This is a genomic window from Afipia dichlorophenoxyacetatis (assembly GCF_055386385.1).
Genome location: NZ_AP029250.1, coordinates 781,381 through 795,341, shown reverse-complemented (window position 1 = coordinate 795,341; position 13,961 = coordinate 781,381). Strand labels below are relative to the sequence as shown.

Sequence of the window (13,961 nt, the reverse complement as noted above, 5' to 3'; positions counted from 1 at the left end):
TGACAACACGTCGGTGAAACAATCGAACACATCGAGTGTGTCAAAAGGACGTGCGGCTCTGGAACCGGGTCGTTCCCTTCGACATTAGACAATAGGAAAATCGATTGAGTGTTCCACTGTGAGCACGAGATCGGAGCATCACGTTGAAGAAGGCCAATGTATGAGCGATCTCTGTGGCTTTGCCGATCGTCCAAAATCGTTTCTGCTCCGCTACGTCGCTCGCCGCAAAGCATCACATGCCCTTATTCTGGGCGCGGTGCTCACTGCAGTGGCATGTTCCGTCAGCACCCAATATGGCGTGAAGCTTCTCGTCGACGCGCTGACAGCCGGTCCGAACGGCCATGCGCCTTGGACTGCTTTCCTATTCCTGGTGTCATTGATCGCTGCCGATAATTTTTCGTGGCGCGTGGCGAGTTGGACTGGGAGCTACACATTTGTTCATGTCACCGGCGATTTGCGGCGCGATCTGTTCCGACACATCACAGATCATTCGCCCAGCTACTTTTCCAATCGCCTGCCTGGCGTACTGACGAGCCGTGTCACCGCAACGTCAAACGCGGTCTTCACTGTCGAAAATATGTTTTTCTGGAACGTGTTGCCGCCGTGTCTGGCGACAGTCGTATCAATCGCGTTCCTCGTGACGGTGAACTGGATCATGGCGGTAACGCTCATGACCATCGCCGCCATTGCCGTGGTGGTCATGTTTAGATTTGCCGCGCGGGGTAAGCCACTGCATCACGATTTCGCCCGAAAGGCGGCGCGCGTCGATGGCGAAATGGTGGATGTGGTCGGCAACATGGCCCTCGTGAAAGCGTTCAGCGGCATGGTGCGAGAGCATTTCCGCTTCGATCAAACCGTTGACCGCGAACTGCACGCACGCCGGAGGAGCCTGCTTTATCTTGAAAAGCTCCGTCTCGGACATGCGCTTGTCACAGTCATCCTGACGCTCACGATGCTGGCCTGGGCTATCACCCTCTGGCAGCAGCATAAGATCAGTGCCGGGGACGTCATCCTTGTATGCACGCTTGGTATCTCAATATTGAGCGCAACTCGCGATCTCGCTGTCGCTCTCGTGGATGTCACGCAGCACATGGCGCGCCTGTCGGAATCGTTGTCGACACTACTCGTGCCGCACCAGCTGCGCGACACGCCCGAAGCGGTTCCTCTTGTTCACAAGGGAGCTGCGGTCACATTCGAGCACGCAAAATTCCAGTATCCCGGCGGCAGACATGTCTTCAAAGACCTTAGCCTTATTATTCGCCCTGGCGAACGTGTTGGATTGATCGGCCCGTCGGGCGGCGGCAAGTCGACACTCGTCACACTGCTCCAGCGCTTCTACGATGTGGATGGCGGCCGCATTTTGATCGATGGTCAGGACATCGCTCATGTCACGCAAAACAGCTTGCGGCAGGCCATTTCGACCGTTCCACAGGATACGGCTCTGTTCAATCGCTCATTGCTTGAGAACATCCGATATGGGCGCCCTGAGGCTACCGACGAGGAAGTTGCGCAGGCGGCAGAAGCAGCACACTGCAGTTCATTTATCTCAAAATTGCCTCGCGGCTTCGAGACGATCGTCGGTGACAGAGGACTGAAGCTTTCAGGAGGCCAACGGCAAAGGATTTCCATTGCCCGGGCATTTCTCAAGAACGCGCCCATTCTGGTTTTGGATGAAGCAACCTCCGCACTCGACAACGAAGTCGAGGAAGCCATTCGCGACGCTTTGGCGCGCCTCATGGAAGGACGAACCGTCATTGCCATTGCGCACCGCCTGTCGACGTTGCGCAATTTCGATCGCATTCTCGTGATGAAGGACGGACAGTTGATCGAAGACGGCCCGCCCGAAACCCTGCTCAAACGGAACGGCGCCTACCGCAAAATGGTCGACCGCGAGGTCGGACGACTTGCAACGCGGGCGGCCTAAAGGACTGCCCTCAGAGAAGCTTGTTTTTGAAGACAATCAGCCGCAGTTAGCGCGGACCGTGATTTCTGACGCAGGTCCCAACGATTCCGGACGCTGAGGCGCGACATTGCTTCATCGTGCTAAACCTGCAATCGCCGGGCCCCGGGCCCGACTTTAGACAGTACCGGGCGCTTCTTGCTTCGGCAGCGGTTCCGACGATTGCGGTCATGGCGATCAGGGCAGCAACTGTGGCTATGATGCTTTTCACTGGATGTTCCTCCTTAAGTTGCACCCGCTAAACTCCGATATCAGGTATTGGTTCCGCGTGCCGCCACGTCTTACCTCGTGGCCCGACACGTACAATTTGAAGGATCGCCATTTGGCGGCTCGATACCAGCAATGATTCCATGGTCCCTGATTGATACGGCTCCGGTACCCGGCAGCAGCGAGAACACACTCCGACTCATGCAGCGCGGTACGGAGTTCTCGATCATGCTGGGACAAAATGAGCTGATGAACAGCCGCCTCAGCGGATCTGAGGAAGCACTCGCAACGATCGCATGCACCCACATTAAAGGCGTGCCCCATCCGCATATGCTGATCGGCGGCCTTGGAATGGGCTTCACATTGCGTGCCGCGCTCGCGGAATTGACTGATAAAGCGCAGGTTATCGTGGCAGAACTGATGCCTGCCGTTGTGGCATGGGCCCGGGGTCCGCTCGCCCCTATTTTCGGCCAAAGCCTGACAGATCCGCGTGTCACGATACGCGAAGCAGATGTCGGAGAACTGATCCGTTCTCGCCGTTCGGCCTTCGACGCGATCCTGCTCGACGTCGACAACGGCCCCGACGGTCTCGTTCGCGAGGCCAATGGAGCGCTTTATGATGCAAGGGGATTAAGCGCTGCGTATTCGGCACTGCGCCCCGGCGGCGTTTTGATGGTGTGGTCGTCCGGACCAGATCGGAATTTCACCCAGCGACTGCGAAGGACAGGTTTCAATACTGAAGAAATTCCGATGCGCGCCAACGGCAAACGTGGCGGTGCGCGACATGTGATCTGGAAAGCAACGCGCACCAAATAGCGGCGTGCTGACAGAGACTACGACGCCTAGGATGAGAATATCATTTGCCTCGCGCGATGAAGCTTGCACTCAGCAGATCAAAGATACTCAGATCCCCACTGTCTCATGTGCCGGCCGCCGGCCCATCACGGTCCAGCTGTAACCATGCCGGTGATACAGCATGACATTCTCAAAGCCAGCCCGCTCCAGAAGCGCTCTCGCTTCGGCTTCGCGGTAATACTTTGCATAAGCTGGATTGAGCTGATCATAGATCACAAGATAACGCTTCTCTGGAGAGAAGCGACCAATGACCTCCGTCATATAGCGATGCAGCGGTATCGGTACACGCCGCGCGATCGCGATGTATACGGCCAGAAGCCCGTTAAGCGCATGGCATAGTGCCGCAAGGACGCGATGCGGCAACCGCGTCGAAAGTGCGCGCAGTGGCAGAACGAACGACAGATAAGCGGCGTTGCCTTCCCATCCATAGAGCCACACCAATAGCCGGCCCCCGGGCTTGAGCGCCCGAAAAGCCGCGGCCACGACCGGCGCCGGATCGGGAATATGATGCAGCACCCCAATCGAGACCACGATGTCCTGCGCCGGCTCTGCGGGCAATTCGTCGCCGCGACATTGCAGATAGGTGATGCGCTCCGCCTCAAGGCGAGTGTTTTCACGCAAGACGTCCATCGCTCGCGATGGCTCCAACGCCGTTACATGCGCAGCACCTTCAGCAAGAAGCATATGGACGATGCGGCCCGTGCCGCTGCCAATTTCCGCAACGCGTTGCCCCTTGAGTGCATCAGGCGGCAATAACGGGCCAAAAATATCCGCAAGCAGCTCCTGTGAACCATAGAAGCCGTCATTTTCCGTATAACGCGTCCACTGATCGCCAAAATCGTCGATCGTACGGTCTGTCAAACGTGATGTCATGCCGGACCCATTAGGTTGACTGCTCTGGTCGGTGAACGAGTGCAAGTATCGAGACCCCAAAAGGCGGCTTGAGAACTGGCGCCGTAATGACATCGAAGTGGAAAATGAAACTGAGAAGGCGGTTGAGCACGGGGTTGTTGACCTCGTTTTCGCTTCCCAACTCAATGCGCAGCCATCGGATCACCTGACGCGCAGCAAAAATCGGCGCAAACAGCAGGTAATTGAAGTGAAAGCTCTTCTCGACGACGAGACCAGAGCGCTCAAGCAGCTGCAGAAACGGCGTCATGCGATAGCGTCGATAATGATGCGACTTGATATCCTGCAGGCCCCACAGGCTCGGAAACGCGGGGACTGTAATCAGAGCTGTTCCGCCTGGTCGCAGCACACGCCATATCTCCGCGACCGCCTGCTTGTCGTCGTCAACATGTTCTATAACGTCGGTCGCGAGCAAGAGATCTACTGACGCGTCGGCAAGCGGGAGGGCGCGGATATCACCGGTGTGGACCTGCCCCAACCCCTTTTCCGCACACCAGTGCGCGGCGTCCGCGCTTGGATCGATTCCCGCGACTCGCGTAAAACCCATTTGCTTCAGCAGACGGAGATTGGCACCTGTGCCGGTGCCGATATCGACCACCGTGGCGTCGGATGGAATTGCCGCTTTGCGGATGAGCGCGGCAAACAGGCGCCTGCGCTCGACAAACCACCAGTGTGTCGCCTCGATTTTGGCTTCGGTGAGAAAAACGGATCGATCCATTTCAATGCCCGGTCCGCGCAGCGTTCAATGCGTACTGCAAACTCAGCCACGTCCATAGAGCAAGACGGTGATCCGCGCGACCGGCGCGATGATCGCTCCACGCCTGCTTCATCCAGCCGAGACGAATGCCAGGCACTGGCTCAAAAGGCGGCTCTGCCGGAACCTGCTTCATCCAATCCGCCAGCGGGATGCCAAAACCTTTTTTCCGGCGCGCGACGATCTCGCGCGGCAACAGTGGCTCCAATGCCTTCTTGAGGAGGTATTTACGCTCGCCATTACGGTATTTGAAATGCGACGGCAGCCGCCGACAGAAATCAACCACGTCGTTGTCGAGAAACACGGCTCTCGTTTCCAAGGAAGACATCATTGCTGCGCGGTCGACTTTGGCCAGAATATCATCTTGAAGATAGAACGTCGTGAAGAACTGAAGCAACCGATCGACGCGGCTTTGCGCCGGGCCGGTCTCCCAGAGTTCCATGGCTTCGCTGTAGAGGTCTTCCGCGCGCACCGGCGCATCAAACAGTTCGCCCATATCGTCCGGGTCGACCGCGGCCATCCAGGCCGGCGCCCAGGCGGACTCTCTCTGCGAGAGACCCATGAGAGTGCGGCGAACCTTGAAATCAAAGCTCATATTGCGGGACGAGCGCGGCAGATGGCCGGCCAGAAACCGTAGCATCGCATGCACCGGCGCAGGCACAGCTGCTGCATAAAGAGCCGCCGGTTTGAGCGCTGCAAACGGATCGTAACCAGCAAAAAGTTCATCTCCACCGTCGCCTGAGAGCGCCACAGTCACATGCTCCCGGGCGAAAGCGCTGAGCATGTGGGTCGGCAGAATGGAGGCGTCGGCATGCGGCTCATCGAGTCGTGACAACACCGACGGGATGAGATCGCGCGCCGTGGCGAGATCAAGAATACGCTCATGATGCCGCGAACCGATATGGTTGGCGACAATACGAGCAAAACCCGACTCGTCATAGGACGGCTCTGTGAAGCCGATGGTGAAGCTTGCTATCTCCCCCGGCGGCCGCCGATGTGCCGCAGCAGCAAGCACCATACTAGAATCGAGCCCACCGCTAAGAAAAACGCCGATCGGCACATCGCTGACGAGCCGGCGTTCGGTCGCAGAAATCAGGAGTTCGCGCAGTTCCTCTGCGAGGATCTCGTCGCCACGTGCCGCAAGCGCGTCGTCAGGCTCGAGCACAAAACGCCAGTAAGGTGCGATGTCGACGGCGAGCGTATCGACGTCGACAGTCATAACGTGGCCACCCGGCAACTTCGCGGTGCCCTCGTAAAGCGCATGCGGCGCTGGCAGATAGCCGTATGCGAATAGCTTGCGCAGTGCGAGCGGCGATGGCGACGCCGTAATATGACGATGGCGGGGAAGCGCGGAAAGCTCGCTGGCGAACGCAAACAACCCCTGTTGCCTGGCGTAGTAAAGCGGCTTCTCTCCGAACCGGTCTCGCGCGAGGTAAAGCCGGCGGCGCGTGGTATCCAGGATGGCGAAAGCGAACATTCCGTTCAGGCGGGACGCCAACGCGGTGCCCCACTCCGCATAGCCATGCACCAGCACCTCGGTGTCGGAATGGCTGGTTACAAAGACGTAGCCTTTCGCCTCAAGCTCGGCACGCAGCGCTTCATGATTATAGATCTCACCGTTGTAGACGACGCAAATTGTGCCATCGACATTCCACATCGGTTGCTTGCCGCCACCGATATCGCGGATCGCGAGACGCCGATGCCCGAGGAACACCCGCATCGACGTATCGATATGGAAGCCTTCGTCATCGGGACCGCGATGGGCAAGCGCACGCGTCATCGCAAGCAAGTCGGCCTGATCGCCATGACCAACGAAGCCAGCGATGCCGCACATATCGTCAATGATCCTTGAAGTTGATCGTCTCGCGCACGCTATAGGAGCGTCGACCGCTGGACTCGAAATAGGTCCGCACCATCATTTCAGCGAGGATCCCCATCAACAGGCTAAGCACGCCGATAAGAAGCGTCATCGCGGCAAGAATCGGCAACGGCGTCTGTATCATAGACACCCCCTCAACGAACTTGAGCCAGATCATGAAGAGGCAGATGAGACCGGAGATTGCCAATGACAGCAGACCGAAACCGCCGAACACGTAGATCGGCTTAACCAGATATCTGTCGAGAAACTTAACAACGAGAAGATCGAGAATGACTTTGGCAACGCGCTCAAGGCCATACTTGGATTTACCAAATTTGCGCGGGTGATGGCGCACCGGCATCTCGTGGACGCGGGCCCCCATCCATGCGGCATATATCGGGATGAAGCGATGCATCTCGCCATAGAGGCGTATATCCTTGATAACGTCGCGCCGATAAGCCTTCAGCGTGCAGCCATAATCATGGAGCGCGACTCCAGAAATGCGTGAGATCACCCGGTTCGCGACTCGACTGACGAAATTACGACGGATTGCAGCATCCTGGCGATCCTTGCGCCAGCCGGACACGACATCATACCCCTCATCCAACTTTGCGAGCAGCGCGGGGATATCATCCGGATCGTTTTGCAGATCGGCATCGATCGTGACAATGACATCGCCGCTCGCATGATCGATCCCCGCCATCATAGCAGCGGTCTGACCACTGTTGCGGCGGAAGGCAACAATCTTCAGCTCTGGGCGTGTCGCGGCAATGCTTTTCAGTACTGAAAGCGAAGCGTCCTGGCTGCCATCATCAACGCAGATCAACTCAAACGTCTTGCCAAGACCGTCGAGCGTCGCGAACAGCCGGGTACAGAGATGTGGGATACTTTCTTCTTCGTTATAGACCGGCACGATAGCTGAAAGATCGCAAACTGCCGCTTTCTCATGTTCGTTCACGAACATAACGCTCGTCTCTGTCGCGGCAACCACATCTCAATACATCCAAAAAATATCAGACGAAGCCAAACTGCATCAATTGGCCCCGCACGTGCATTAAATTACCTGAAAATACAAATAGCAGAAGTAACTAGGCAGATTCAAGCCAACCCCATAAGCCGCTATTGGGCTGTGGGGCAATCACCAACCTCAACTGGCGCCTTGCTAAAGAATCCGCTCAACAGATTCATAGGCCTTGGACAAGCAAGCGCCCATTCCAACTTGCCAAAGAGAACATCGACCCCGGGCTTGGCCCCTTGGGCGTCTATGACAAACAGACTGCCGGCTTGGACGACACTTGCGAACGTCCCTTCGATCGCTTTGCCGATTTCACCAGCGACATTGGAATGCGACAGCCATCGGGCTGTATCTGCCGATAAAACTCCGAAGCCAAGAGCACCGCTCCGTAGCGTAGCGTTATAACGAACGACCAATAGGCTATTCCCGCGCGCACCCGTTTGCACCATCAACAGATATTGGCCAGCCGGCTCGCTGGCCTGGAGCTCCAAGCCGGTTTCATTGCGAGAAATCTTGACTGTTGGGCTCGCGGGCTGAAACGCTCCATGAGCCAACGAGAATGTTGGCGCTAGGGACACGTTGGCATCTAGCCTGTCGGCGGCCAGATTGATTTGCGCAATGCCTCGCAAAAAAGCCAGTTGCCAGGCGATTCCAGCGACCAGAAGCAAGAGAGCCGTAGCAGCAACACCAGACACAATCCGCGGCGCGAAGAGCCGCCATTGGCGCGTCCAGATCGCCAACAGCAGATCAGCCGCCTTGCCGAGAGCGATTGGCAATGCAAGCAGATAGGACAAGCCGGCGTACCGTACATAACGTTGCTCGACATAGAGAACGCCGACACTCGCAAGCGCATAGGCCATCGGCAACGCGATGAGAAACGCATCTGCTATCCGGCGTTCACACAACAGCCAGATCAATACAACGGGCGTGATGAAGGCCATCACTTTGTAAGCTTTCAACACAAGACCTGAGACGGATAAACCCTCTGTTCCTATTCCTCCTAGTATTCCTTCGAATCTAAAGAGGATCGTCCTGATCACATGATCAGGATGGTGAATCCATGCGCTCAGATACTCCTTGAACCAATAGCTTTCCGCTTCCAGCGAATGATACGCGATGCCCTTGGACGCAAGCAGCTTCATTGCCTCGGAATCACTCACCAAATAACCGTAGTTGTTTCCGACTTGGCCCAGCCCTGACCATGCAACGTACCACGTTGCCGGCGGTGCCAATATCAGCGCGCCGTGGACGTAGTCGTTGCGTAAAGCCCACAATATGAGTGGAAGGGCGAAGCCTGCGGCCACGCACGCAGCCGCACTGATGCGTTTGCGTTTCGGCGCCACCAGCAACGGCCACAGAGCGAGCGGACCGAACAACAAAATCATTTCCGAGCGGAAAAACGGCAGAACTGATGCAAACAGTCCGAGCAGAAACCAATTCAGCCTGCGCGCCGAATGATCGCGGACCAGTATCATGGCTGCCAACACCAGAATGACCAGTGCAGGCATGAGCGCTTCAGCAAGAAGATAAGTCGAACCTACGCTCCACCATGGCGATGCCGCATAGATCAGACAGCCAAATATCGCCAGATACGCTGATTTTCCCAAGCGAAAGAGAACAAAATAAAGGGGAAGGATCGCGAATGAATCGATGACGATCTGGGTCAAACGAACGAAGGCCAAGTCCCTGATATCGAGCCAATGCAGAATCGCCAAAAAGAACGGATAGCCGGGTAGATAAGCCCACAGTTTGGCTTCGGCTTTCCACGTCAGGATCGCATCCCTCATCAACAAATAATGGTGGGTAATCCCTCCGAAATAATTCGCTCTCGCCCAAGCCAGCTGATCGAAGGCGCCTCCTCCCCGATCGAGCAGAAAATAAAATCGGCTGGTGAACGCCACAGCAACCACCGCGGCAATGGCGACAGACAAGATAAAGTACCGCCACTCCGGCTTCGCCAGGCACGTTGCGCCATTGCTGGTTTTCTCGGTCATCGTCAGAAAATCCACCGGCGGTCATGCGTTTTGCGCCAGCGTCGTACAACAACCCCAACAGGCTTGCACAAACCAGCAATTGCCGAATGAGAAGCTCACGCTTGAATCGTGAAGGATGAGTCGAGCATTCGCCGAACTCAGCCTACTGACTGACGCATCCATCCTGGTCGAAAAATATATGCATGCAACCACGTCTTGACCGAATGGAGTCGGTGCCCCGTCGGTTCTCTCGCATATCAACGAAAATGGAACTTCAAGATGATCGCGAAGGGGCGGGTCCTTCACCGACCCACAATTACCATCGGCCACCTTAGAGGCCAGATGGTGGGCGCGACAGGGATCGAACCTGTGACCCCTACCATGTCAAGGTAGTGCTCTCCCGCTGAGCTACGCGCCCTAAAGACCATTCGTGTCGGGATGGGACCCTATATCGGCTCGCCTCGCGCGAGGCAAGGCGTCATGAGGGGTGATTTTGAAGGAGATCGAGGATTTTTGCCCGCTTGGCTCTGACGCGGAGGACTTTTCCTCCAAAATCAGTCCCCGCGCCTCTCAGGCCGCCAGCATCTTGTTCACTTCGCTGACCAATTCCCGCAGATGAACCGGCTTGGACAGCACTTTGGCATTCTTGGGCGCCTCGGAATCAGCATTCAAGGCCACCGCCGCAAACCCGGTGATGAACATGATCTTGATGTCAGGATCGAGTTCCGAGGCCCGACGCGCGAGTTCGATACCGTCCATCTCCGGCATCACGATGTCGGTTAAAAGCATTTCAAAGGGCTCCTCGCGCAACCTCTGATACGCTGACAAGCCATTATCGTAGGAGGACACCTGGAAACCGGCGTTCTCCAACGCCTTGACCAGAAAGCGGCGCATGTCGTTGTCGTCTTCGGCAAGGAGAATTTTGTGCTGCATGACCCTGGTCGTAAATCTGGTGAACGGTTCAATCCCAGCCTTCTATTTGCCTGAAGGATAGTAAATTTCGGGTGAAGGCAAACTTCCTCTTGGCAGATTGATTAGGCTTGCGGACAATGGTCATCCAGAAGAAATGCCTTTTTCAGGCTAAAATATGCTGCTCAATTGGCTTGATTGCCGAGGCCGAACCGATCCTCGCAACCGGGACGTCACCAAATAGGGCCTCTAAAAATAAGGGCGGCAATGACGCAATTTGATACCAGCGTGCCCAGTGATGAGTTGCCGCCGTTCGAGATCGTTGAGCCGGCCATCTGGCGAGCCCCGATCATCTTCAACTCTCCGCATTCGGGCTCGATTTATCCGCGCGAATTTCTAGCGGCCTCCCGGATCGACGAAGCAGCTCTGCGGCGCTCGGAAGATTCGTTCATGGACGAAATCGTCGCCGATCTCGCCGGACGCGGTTTTCCGATCGCCCGCGTCAACTTTCCGCGTTCCTATGTGGATGTAAATCGTGAGCCCTATGAACTCGATCCGCGCATGTTTGCTGGCCGGCTTCCGAGTTTTGCCAACACACGCTCCATGCGGGTCGCGGGCGGGCTAGGAACCATCCCGCGGGTGGTCGGCGATGGACAGGAAATTTATAGCGAACGGCTGGACGTCGAAGAGGCGCTCTCCCGCATCGAAGCGCTCTACAAGCCCTATCATCGTGCCTTGCGGCGCCTGATCAACAAGGCCCACCAGGCTTTCGGGGCAGTTATTCTGGTGGATTGTCATTCAATGCCGTCGGTCGGCGTGTCACGGGACGAGCCCAAACGTCCAGACCTCGTCATTGGCGATCGCTATGGAACGAGCTGCGCTGCGCTGCTGCCGGACATTGTCGAGGATACATTCAAGACGCTTGGCTATTCGGTCGGCCGCAACAAGCCTTACGCCGGCGGATTTATTACTGAACACTACGGCAATCCGGTCAACGGCCTGCATACGATCCAACTTGAGCTCAACCGCGCGATCTACATGGACGAACGCCGACGTGAGCGGAGCGCGAATTTCCGCAAAGTCGCCGACGATTTCATTGTTCTGGCAGATGCGCTGGCGGTGATTCCGCTCGATATGCTCGGTCCTTTCCAGACCGCAGCCGAATAAAACCTAACAGGCATTCGGACGAGGCAGCGACTTTCACCTCAGGAAAGTCGTTCGCCCTCCCCAAAAGAAAAAGGGGCCACTTGCGAAAGCAAGTGGCCCAAGTCTAGGGAGGAAACGCCCAAGGAGGGCAGCGATAACGCGAAGCGCTATCGCACCGCAACAATATGCAACTGCAGCGCACCCAAGGCAAGTATTTTTCATGGATTCTTTATGCGCTCGGCGCATGACAGACTTGCGGCTCACATCTTCGAGAAACTTTAAAATACCCATTTATTTCAAATGCTTAAATCGAAATATGACTCTTGGATGACTGTTAAAATCATCAAAATTGGCCGCAAAAAATGAATCATAAGACCAATTTAACGGCCAAGAGGCACCTCGTTTGAGGTTGGAAGTAAAGCTGGCATTAAAGAAATGAATGATCCACTGGCCACTCATTCCTGCCTTTGATCTCAAGGGTCTCAATCCAAAGGCCGCCTTATCGAGCAGCGCGTTTCGTCGCGGACTTTGGATTGCTCGAATGAGCGAACTCTTATAGGGCCTTTCATGCTCCGGATTTACAATCCGTCGATGCACTTGCCGCCTGAGGATCACCCGTGACAGTTATCGACTTCACCGCCTTCATTGGACGATTGGCGACCGCCTCCGGCGAAACCATTCTTCCCTTTTTCCGCACCTCACTCGGCATCGAGAACAAGAATACGGGCCACGACCTGGATCCGGTGACGGAAGCCGATCGCGCAGCGGAAGCCGTCATGCGACGGATGATCAAGGAGAACTTTCCGCAGCACGGCATCGTCGGCGAGGAATTTGGTTCGGAACGCGCCGATGCGGAATACGTCTGGGTCCTCGATCCCATCGACGGCACCAAATCGTTCATTGCAGGCTTTCCGGTCTGGGGCACGCTGATTGCGCTCATGCATAACGGCACCCCCGTGTTCGGCATGATGCATCAGCCTTACATCGGTGAGCGTTTTAGCGGCGATAGCGGCTCTGCGATCTACAATGGCCCTTCGGGAAAGCGAAACCTGGCCGTGCGCAAATGTGCGTCGCTTGCGGACGCAACGCTCTTCACCACAAGTCCGCGCCTGATGAATGCAGCAGATCGCTCGCAATTTGAGCAGGTCGAGAAGGACGTCCGGTTGTCGCGCTACGGCGGGGATTGTTACGCCTACTGCATGCTCGCCGCGGGGCATCTCGACCTTATCATCGAAACCGAACTCAAACCCTACGATGTTGCGGCATTAATACCGATCGTGAGCGGCGCTGGCGGGATCATGACCACGTGGGACGGCAAGCCAGCCCAATCCGGTGGCCGCATCATTGCCGCCGGCGATAAACGCGTGCACGAAGCCGCGATGAAAATCTTGAACGGATAACCGGCAGTCGCTCTCAAATTTTTGCAAACGTCTTCAAGTGATCGGCCAATTGCTGGACGGGCCGCGGCAGCGAGCGCCGGTTACGCATGCAGATAACGAGCCTGCGATTTGTCCAGGGGTCAGTCATCCGCACCGCCTTGATCTTTGCCGAGCGGCTGTAACGCCGCGCGGTTGCCTCGGGGATGACCGCCACACCCACGCCCGCCTCCACCATTTGGCACACGGCATCAAAATTCTTCAGCCGCGCCCGCATGCGAAGCCGGGCGCCAAGACCCGCGGCATGTGCCGCGATATGGTTCTGCAGCGCGCTGCCCTCGGCAAGACCAACGAATTCGCGCCCGACAATGTCAGCAAACGAGAGCTGCCGCCGCCGAGCCATCTCATCCTGTTCCGACACGATCAGGACTAGCCGATCGTCACAAAACGGAAAGCGATCCAGGCCCTCGGGCAGAACCGCATCGACGGCAATCCCGATGTCAGCCGCGCCGGAAGCAAGAGCAACGGCAATCTCCGGGCTTTCGCGCTCCTCCACATCGACGCTGATGGACGGGTACGCCGCGAGGAAGGACGCCAACGCCTTCGGCAAATGCTCCACGGCTCCGGAGGTATTAGCGAGCATATGAATGCGGGCTTTCATACCGCGCGCATAGACCGCGAGTTCCCCTTGCAGCGTCGCCACCTGATGCAGGACGATCCGGGCGTGGTCGAGCAGGCTCTCGCCGGCAGCCGTCAATCTCACCCCGCGCCGCTGGCGCTCAAGCAACGAGACCCCAAGGTCAGCTTCGAGCGCCTTGATGCGCGCGCTTGCAGACGCGAGCGCAAGAGCCACGCGTTCGGCCCCGTGGGTGATGCTGCGGGTTTCGGCAACCGCCACAAACAGCCTGAGATCGGTTAGATCGAAATGCATCGGCCCACCCGAGGTCGATTTTCTGCCTTCGATTTTACCGAAGGCTAACTCCGTAATCTCCACATTGT

General features: G+C 56.8%; 12 protein-coding genes and 1 tRNA gene. 4 read left to right on the top strand and 9 right to left on the bottom strand.

What is annotated here, in order from left to right:
• Window positions 1–160 precede the first annotated feature (160 nt).
• Window positions 161–1,924 (top strand): ABC transporter ATP-binding protein, encoded by a 1,764-nt coding sequence (locus ACZ5C3_RS03770; RefSeq protein ID WP_464035379.1) that lies wholly within the window; start codon window positions 161–163, stop codon window positions 1,922–1,924.
• A gap of 46 nt (window positions 1,925–1,970) precedes the next feature.
• On the opposite strand, the gene ACZ5C3_RS03765 is transcribed toward ACZ5C3_RS03770, so the two are convergent.
• Window positions 1,971–2,171, bottom strand: coding sequence for a DUF3551 domain-containing protein (locus ACZ5C3_RS03765; RefSeq protein WP_464035378.1), 201 nt, complete (start codon window positions 2,169–2,171; stop codon window positions 1,971–1,973).
• Between the two features lie 131 nt (window positions 2,172–2,302).
• Between ACZ5C3_RS03765 and ACZ5C3_RS03760 the strand changes: the two genes are divergently transcribed.
• Window positions 2,303–2,983 carry a spermidine synthase gene (locus ACZ5C3_RS03760; protein WP_464035376.1) on the top strand — a complete coding sequence of 227 codons (681 nt, stop codon included), beginning with the start codon at window positions 2,303–2,305 and terminating at the stop codon, window positions 2,981–2,983.
• 87 nt (window positions 2,984–3,070) lie between these two features.
• Here ACZ5C3_RS03760 and ACZ5C3_RS03755 read toward each other — a convergent pair whose 3' ends face one another.
• From ACZ5C3_RS03755 to cpdR, 7 genes are all read right to left on the bottom strand, one after another.
• A complete protein-coding gene (locus ACZ5C3_RS03755) occupies window positions 3,071–3,895 on the bottom strand; it encodes a class I SAM-dependent methyltransferase (protein WP_464044531.1) in 825 nt (274 codons plus the stop codon).
• A gap of 10 nt (window positions 3,896–3,905) precedes the next feature.
• Entirely contained in the window at window positions 3,906–4,649 is a 744-nt protein-coding gene (locus ACZ5C3_RS03750; RefSeq protein WP_464044530.1) for a class I SAM-dependent methyltransferase, read from the bottom strand.
• A 1-nt stretch (window position 4,650) separates the two neighbouring features.
• Window positions 4,651–6,519 carry an asparagine synthase (glutamine-hydrolyzing) gene (asnB, locus tag ACZ5C3_RS03745; RefSeq protein WP_464044529.1) on the bottom strand — a complete coding sequence of 623 codons (1,869 nt, stop codon included), beginning with the start codon at window positions 6,517–6,519 and terminating at the stop codon, window positions 4,651–4,653.
• A gap of 4 nt (window positions 6,520–6,523) precedes the next feature.
• Complete coding sequence (locus ACZ5C3_RS03740) at window positions 6,524–7,507, bottom strand: glycosyltransferase family 2 protein (protein WP_464035368.1); 984 nt, start codon at window positions 7,505–7,507, stop codon at window positions 6,524–6,526.
• 155 nt (window positions 7,508–7,662) lie between these two features.
• Window positions 7,663–9,552, bottom strand: a complete 1,890-nt coding sequence (locus tag ACZ5C3_RS03735) for a hypothetical protein (protein ID WP_464044528.1) — start codon at window positions 9,550–9,552, stop codon at window positions 7,663–7,665.
• A 322-nt stretch (window positions 9,553–9,874) separates the two neighbouring features.
• Window positions 9,875–9,949, bottom strand: a tRNA-Val gene (locus tag ACZ5C3_RS03730).
• Between the two features lie 152 nt (window positions 9,950–10,101).
• Entirely contained in the window at window positions 10,102–10,464 is a 363-nt protein-coding gene (cpdR, locus tag ACZ5C3_RS03725) for a cell cycle two-component system response regulator CpdR (RefSeq protein ID WP_424629287.1), read from the bottom strand.
• Window positions 10,465–10,707: 243 nt separating this feature from the next.
• On the opposite strand from cpdR, the gene ACZ5C3_RS03720 reads away from it, so the two are divergent.
• A complete protein-coding gene (locus ACZ5C3_RS03720; RefSeq protein WP_464035363.1) occupies window positions 10,708–11,607 on the top strand; it encodes an N-formylglutamate amidohydrolase in 900 nt (299 codons plus the stop codon).
• A 596-nt stretch (window positions 11,608–12,203) separates the two neighbouring features.
• The gene (gene hisN / locus ACZ5C3_RS03715) at window positions 12,204–12,986 is read left to right on the top strand and encodes a histidinol-phosphatase (protein ID WP_464035361.1); all 783 of its coding nucleotides are present in this window, start codon (window positions 12,204–12,206) and stop codon (window positions 12,984–12,986) included.
• A 13-nt stretch (window positions 12,987–12,999) separates the two neighbouring features.
• On the opposite strand, the gene ACZ5C3_RS03710 is transcribed toward hisN, so the two are convergent.
• Window positions 13,000–13,893 carry a LysR substrate-binding domain-containing protein gene (locus tag ACZ5C3_RS03710; protein ID WP_464035359.1) on the bottom strand — a complete coding sequence of 298 codons (894 nt, stop codon included), beginning with the start codon at window positions 13,891–13,893 and terminating at the stop codon, window positions 13,000–13,002.
• Between the last annotated feature and the right edge of the window lie 68 nt (window positions 13,894–13,961).

Coding starts and splice junctions, on each gene's coding strand:
- ACZ5C3_RS03755 (WP_464044531.1), bottom strand. CDS start 3,895: ATGACATCACGTTTGACAGACCGTACGATCGACGATTTTGGCGATCAG.
- ACZ5C3_RS03735 (WP_464044528.1), bottom strand. CDS start 9,552: ATGACCGAGAAAACCAGCAATGGCGCAACGTGCCTGGCGAAGCCGGAG.
- ACZ5C3_RS03720 (WP_464035363.1), top strand. CDS start 10,708: ATGACGCAATTTGATACCAGCGTGCCCAGTGATGAGTTGCCGCCGTTC.
- ACZ5C3_RS03710 (WP_464035359.1), bottom strand. CDS start 13,893: ATGCATTTCGATCTAACCGATCTCAGGCTGTTTGTGGCGGTTGCCGAA.
- ACZ5C3_RS03750 (WP_464044530.1), bottom strand. CDS start 4,649: ATGGATCGATCCGTTTTTCTCACCGAAGCCAAAATCGAGGCGACACAC.
- asnB (WP_464044529.1), bottom strand. CDS start 6,519: ATGTGCGGCATCGCTGGCTTCGTTGGTCATGGCGATCAGGCCGACTTG.
- ACZ5C3_RS03760 (WP_464035376.1), top strand. CDS start 2,303: ATGATTCCATGGTCCCTGATTGATACGGCTCCGGTACCCGGCAGCAGC.
- ACZ5C3_RS03740 (WP_464035368.1), bottom strand. CDS start 7,507: ATGTTCGTGAACGAACATGAGAAAGCGGCAGTTTGCGATCTTTCAGCT.
- ACZ5C3_RS03770 (WP_464035379.1), top strand. CDS start 161: ATGAGCGATCTCTGTGGCTTTGCCGATCGTCCAAAATCGTTTCTGCTC.
- cpdR (WP_424629287.1), bottom strand. CDS start 10,464: ATGCAGCACAAAATTCTCCTTGCCGAAGACGACAACGACATGCGCCGC.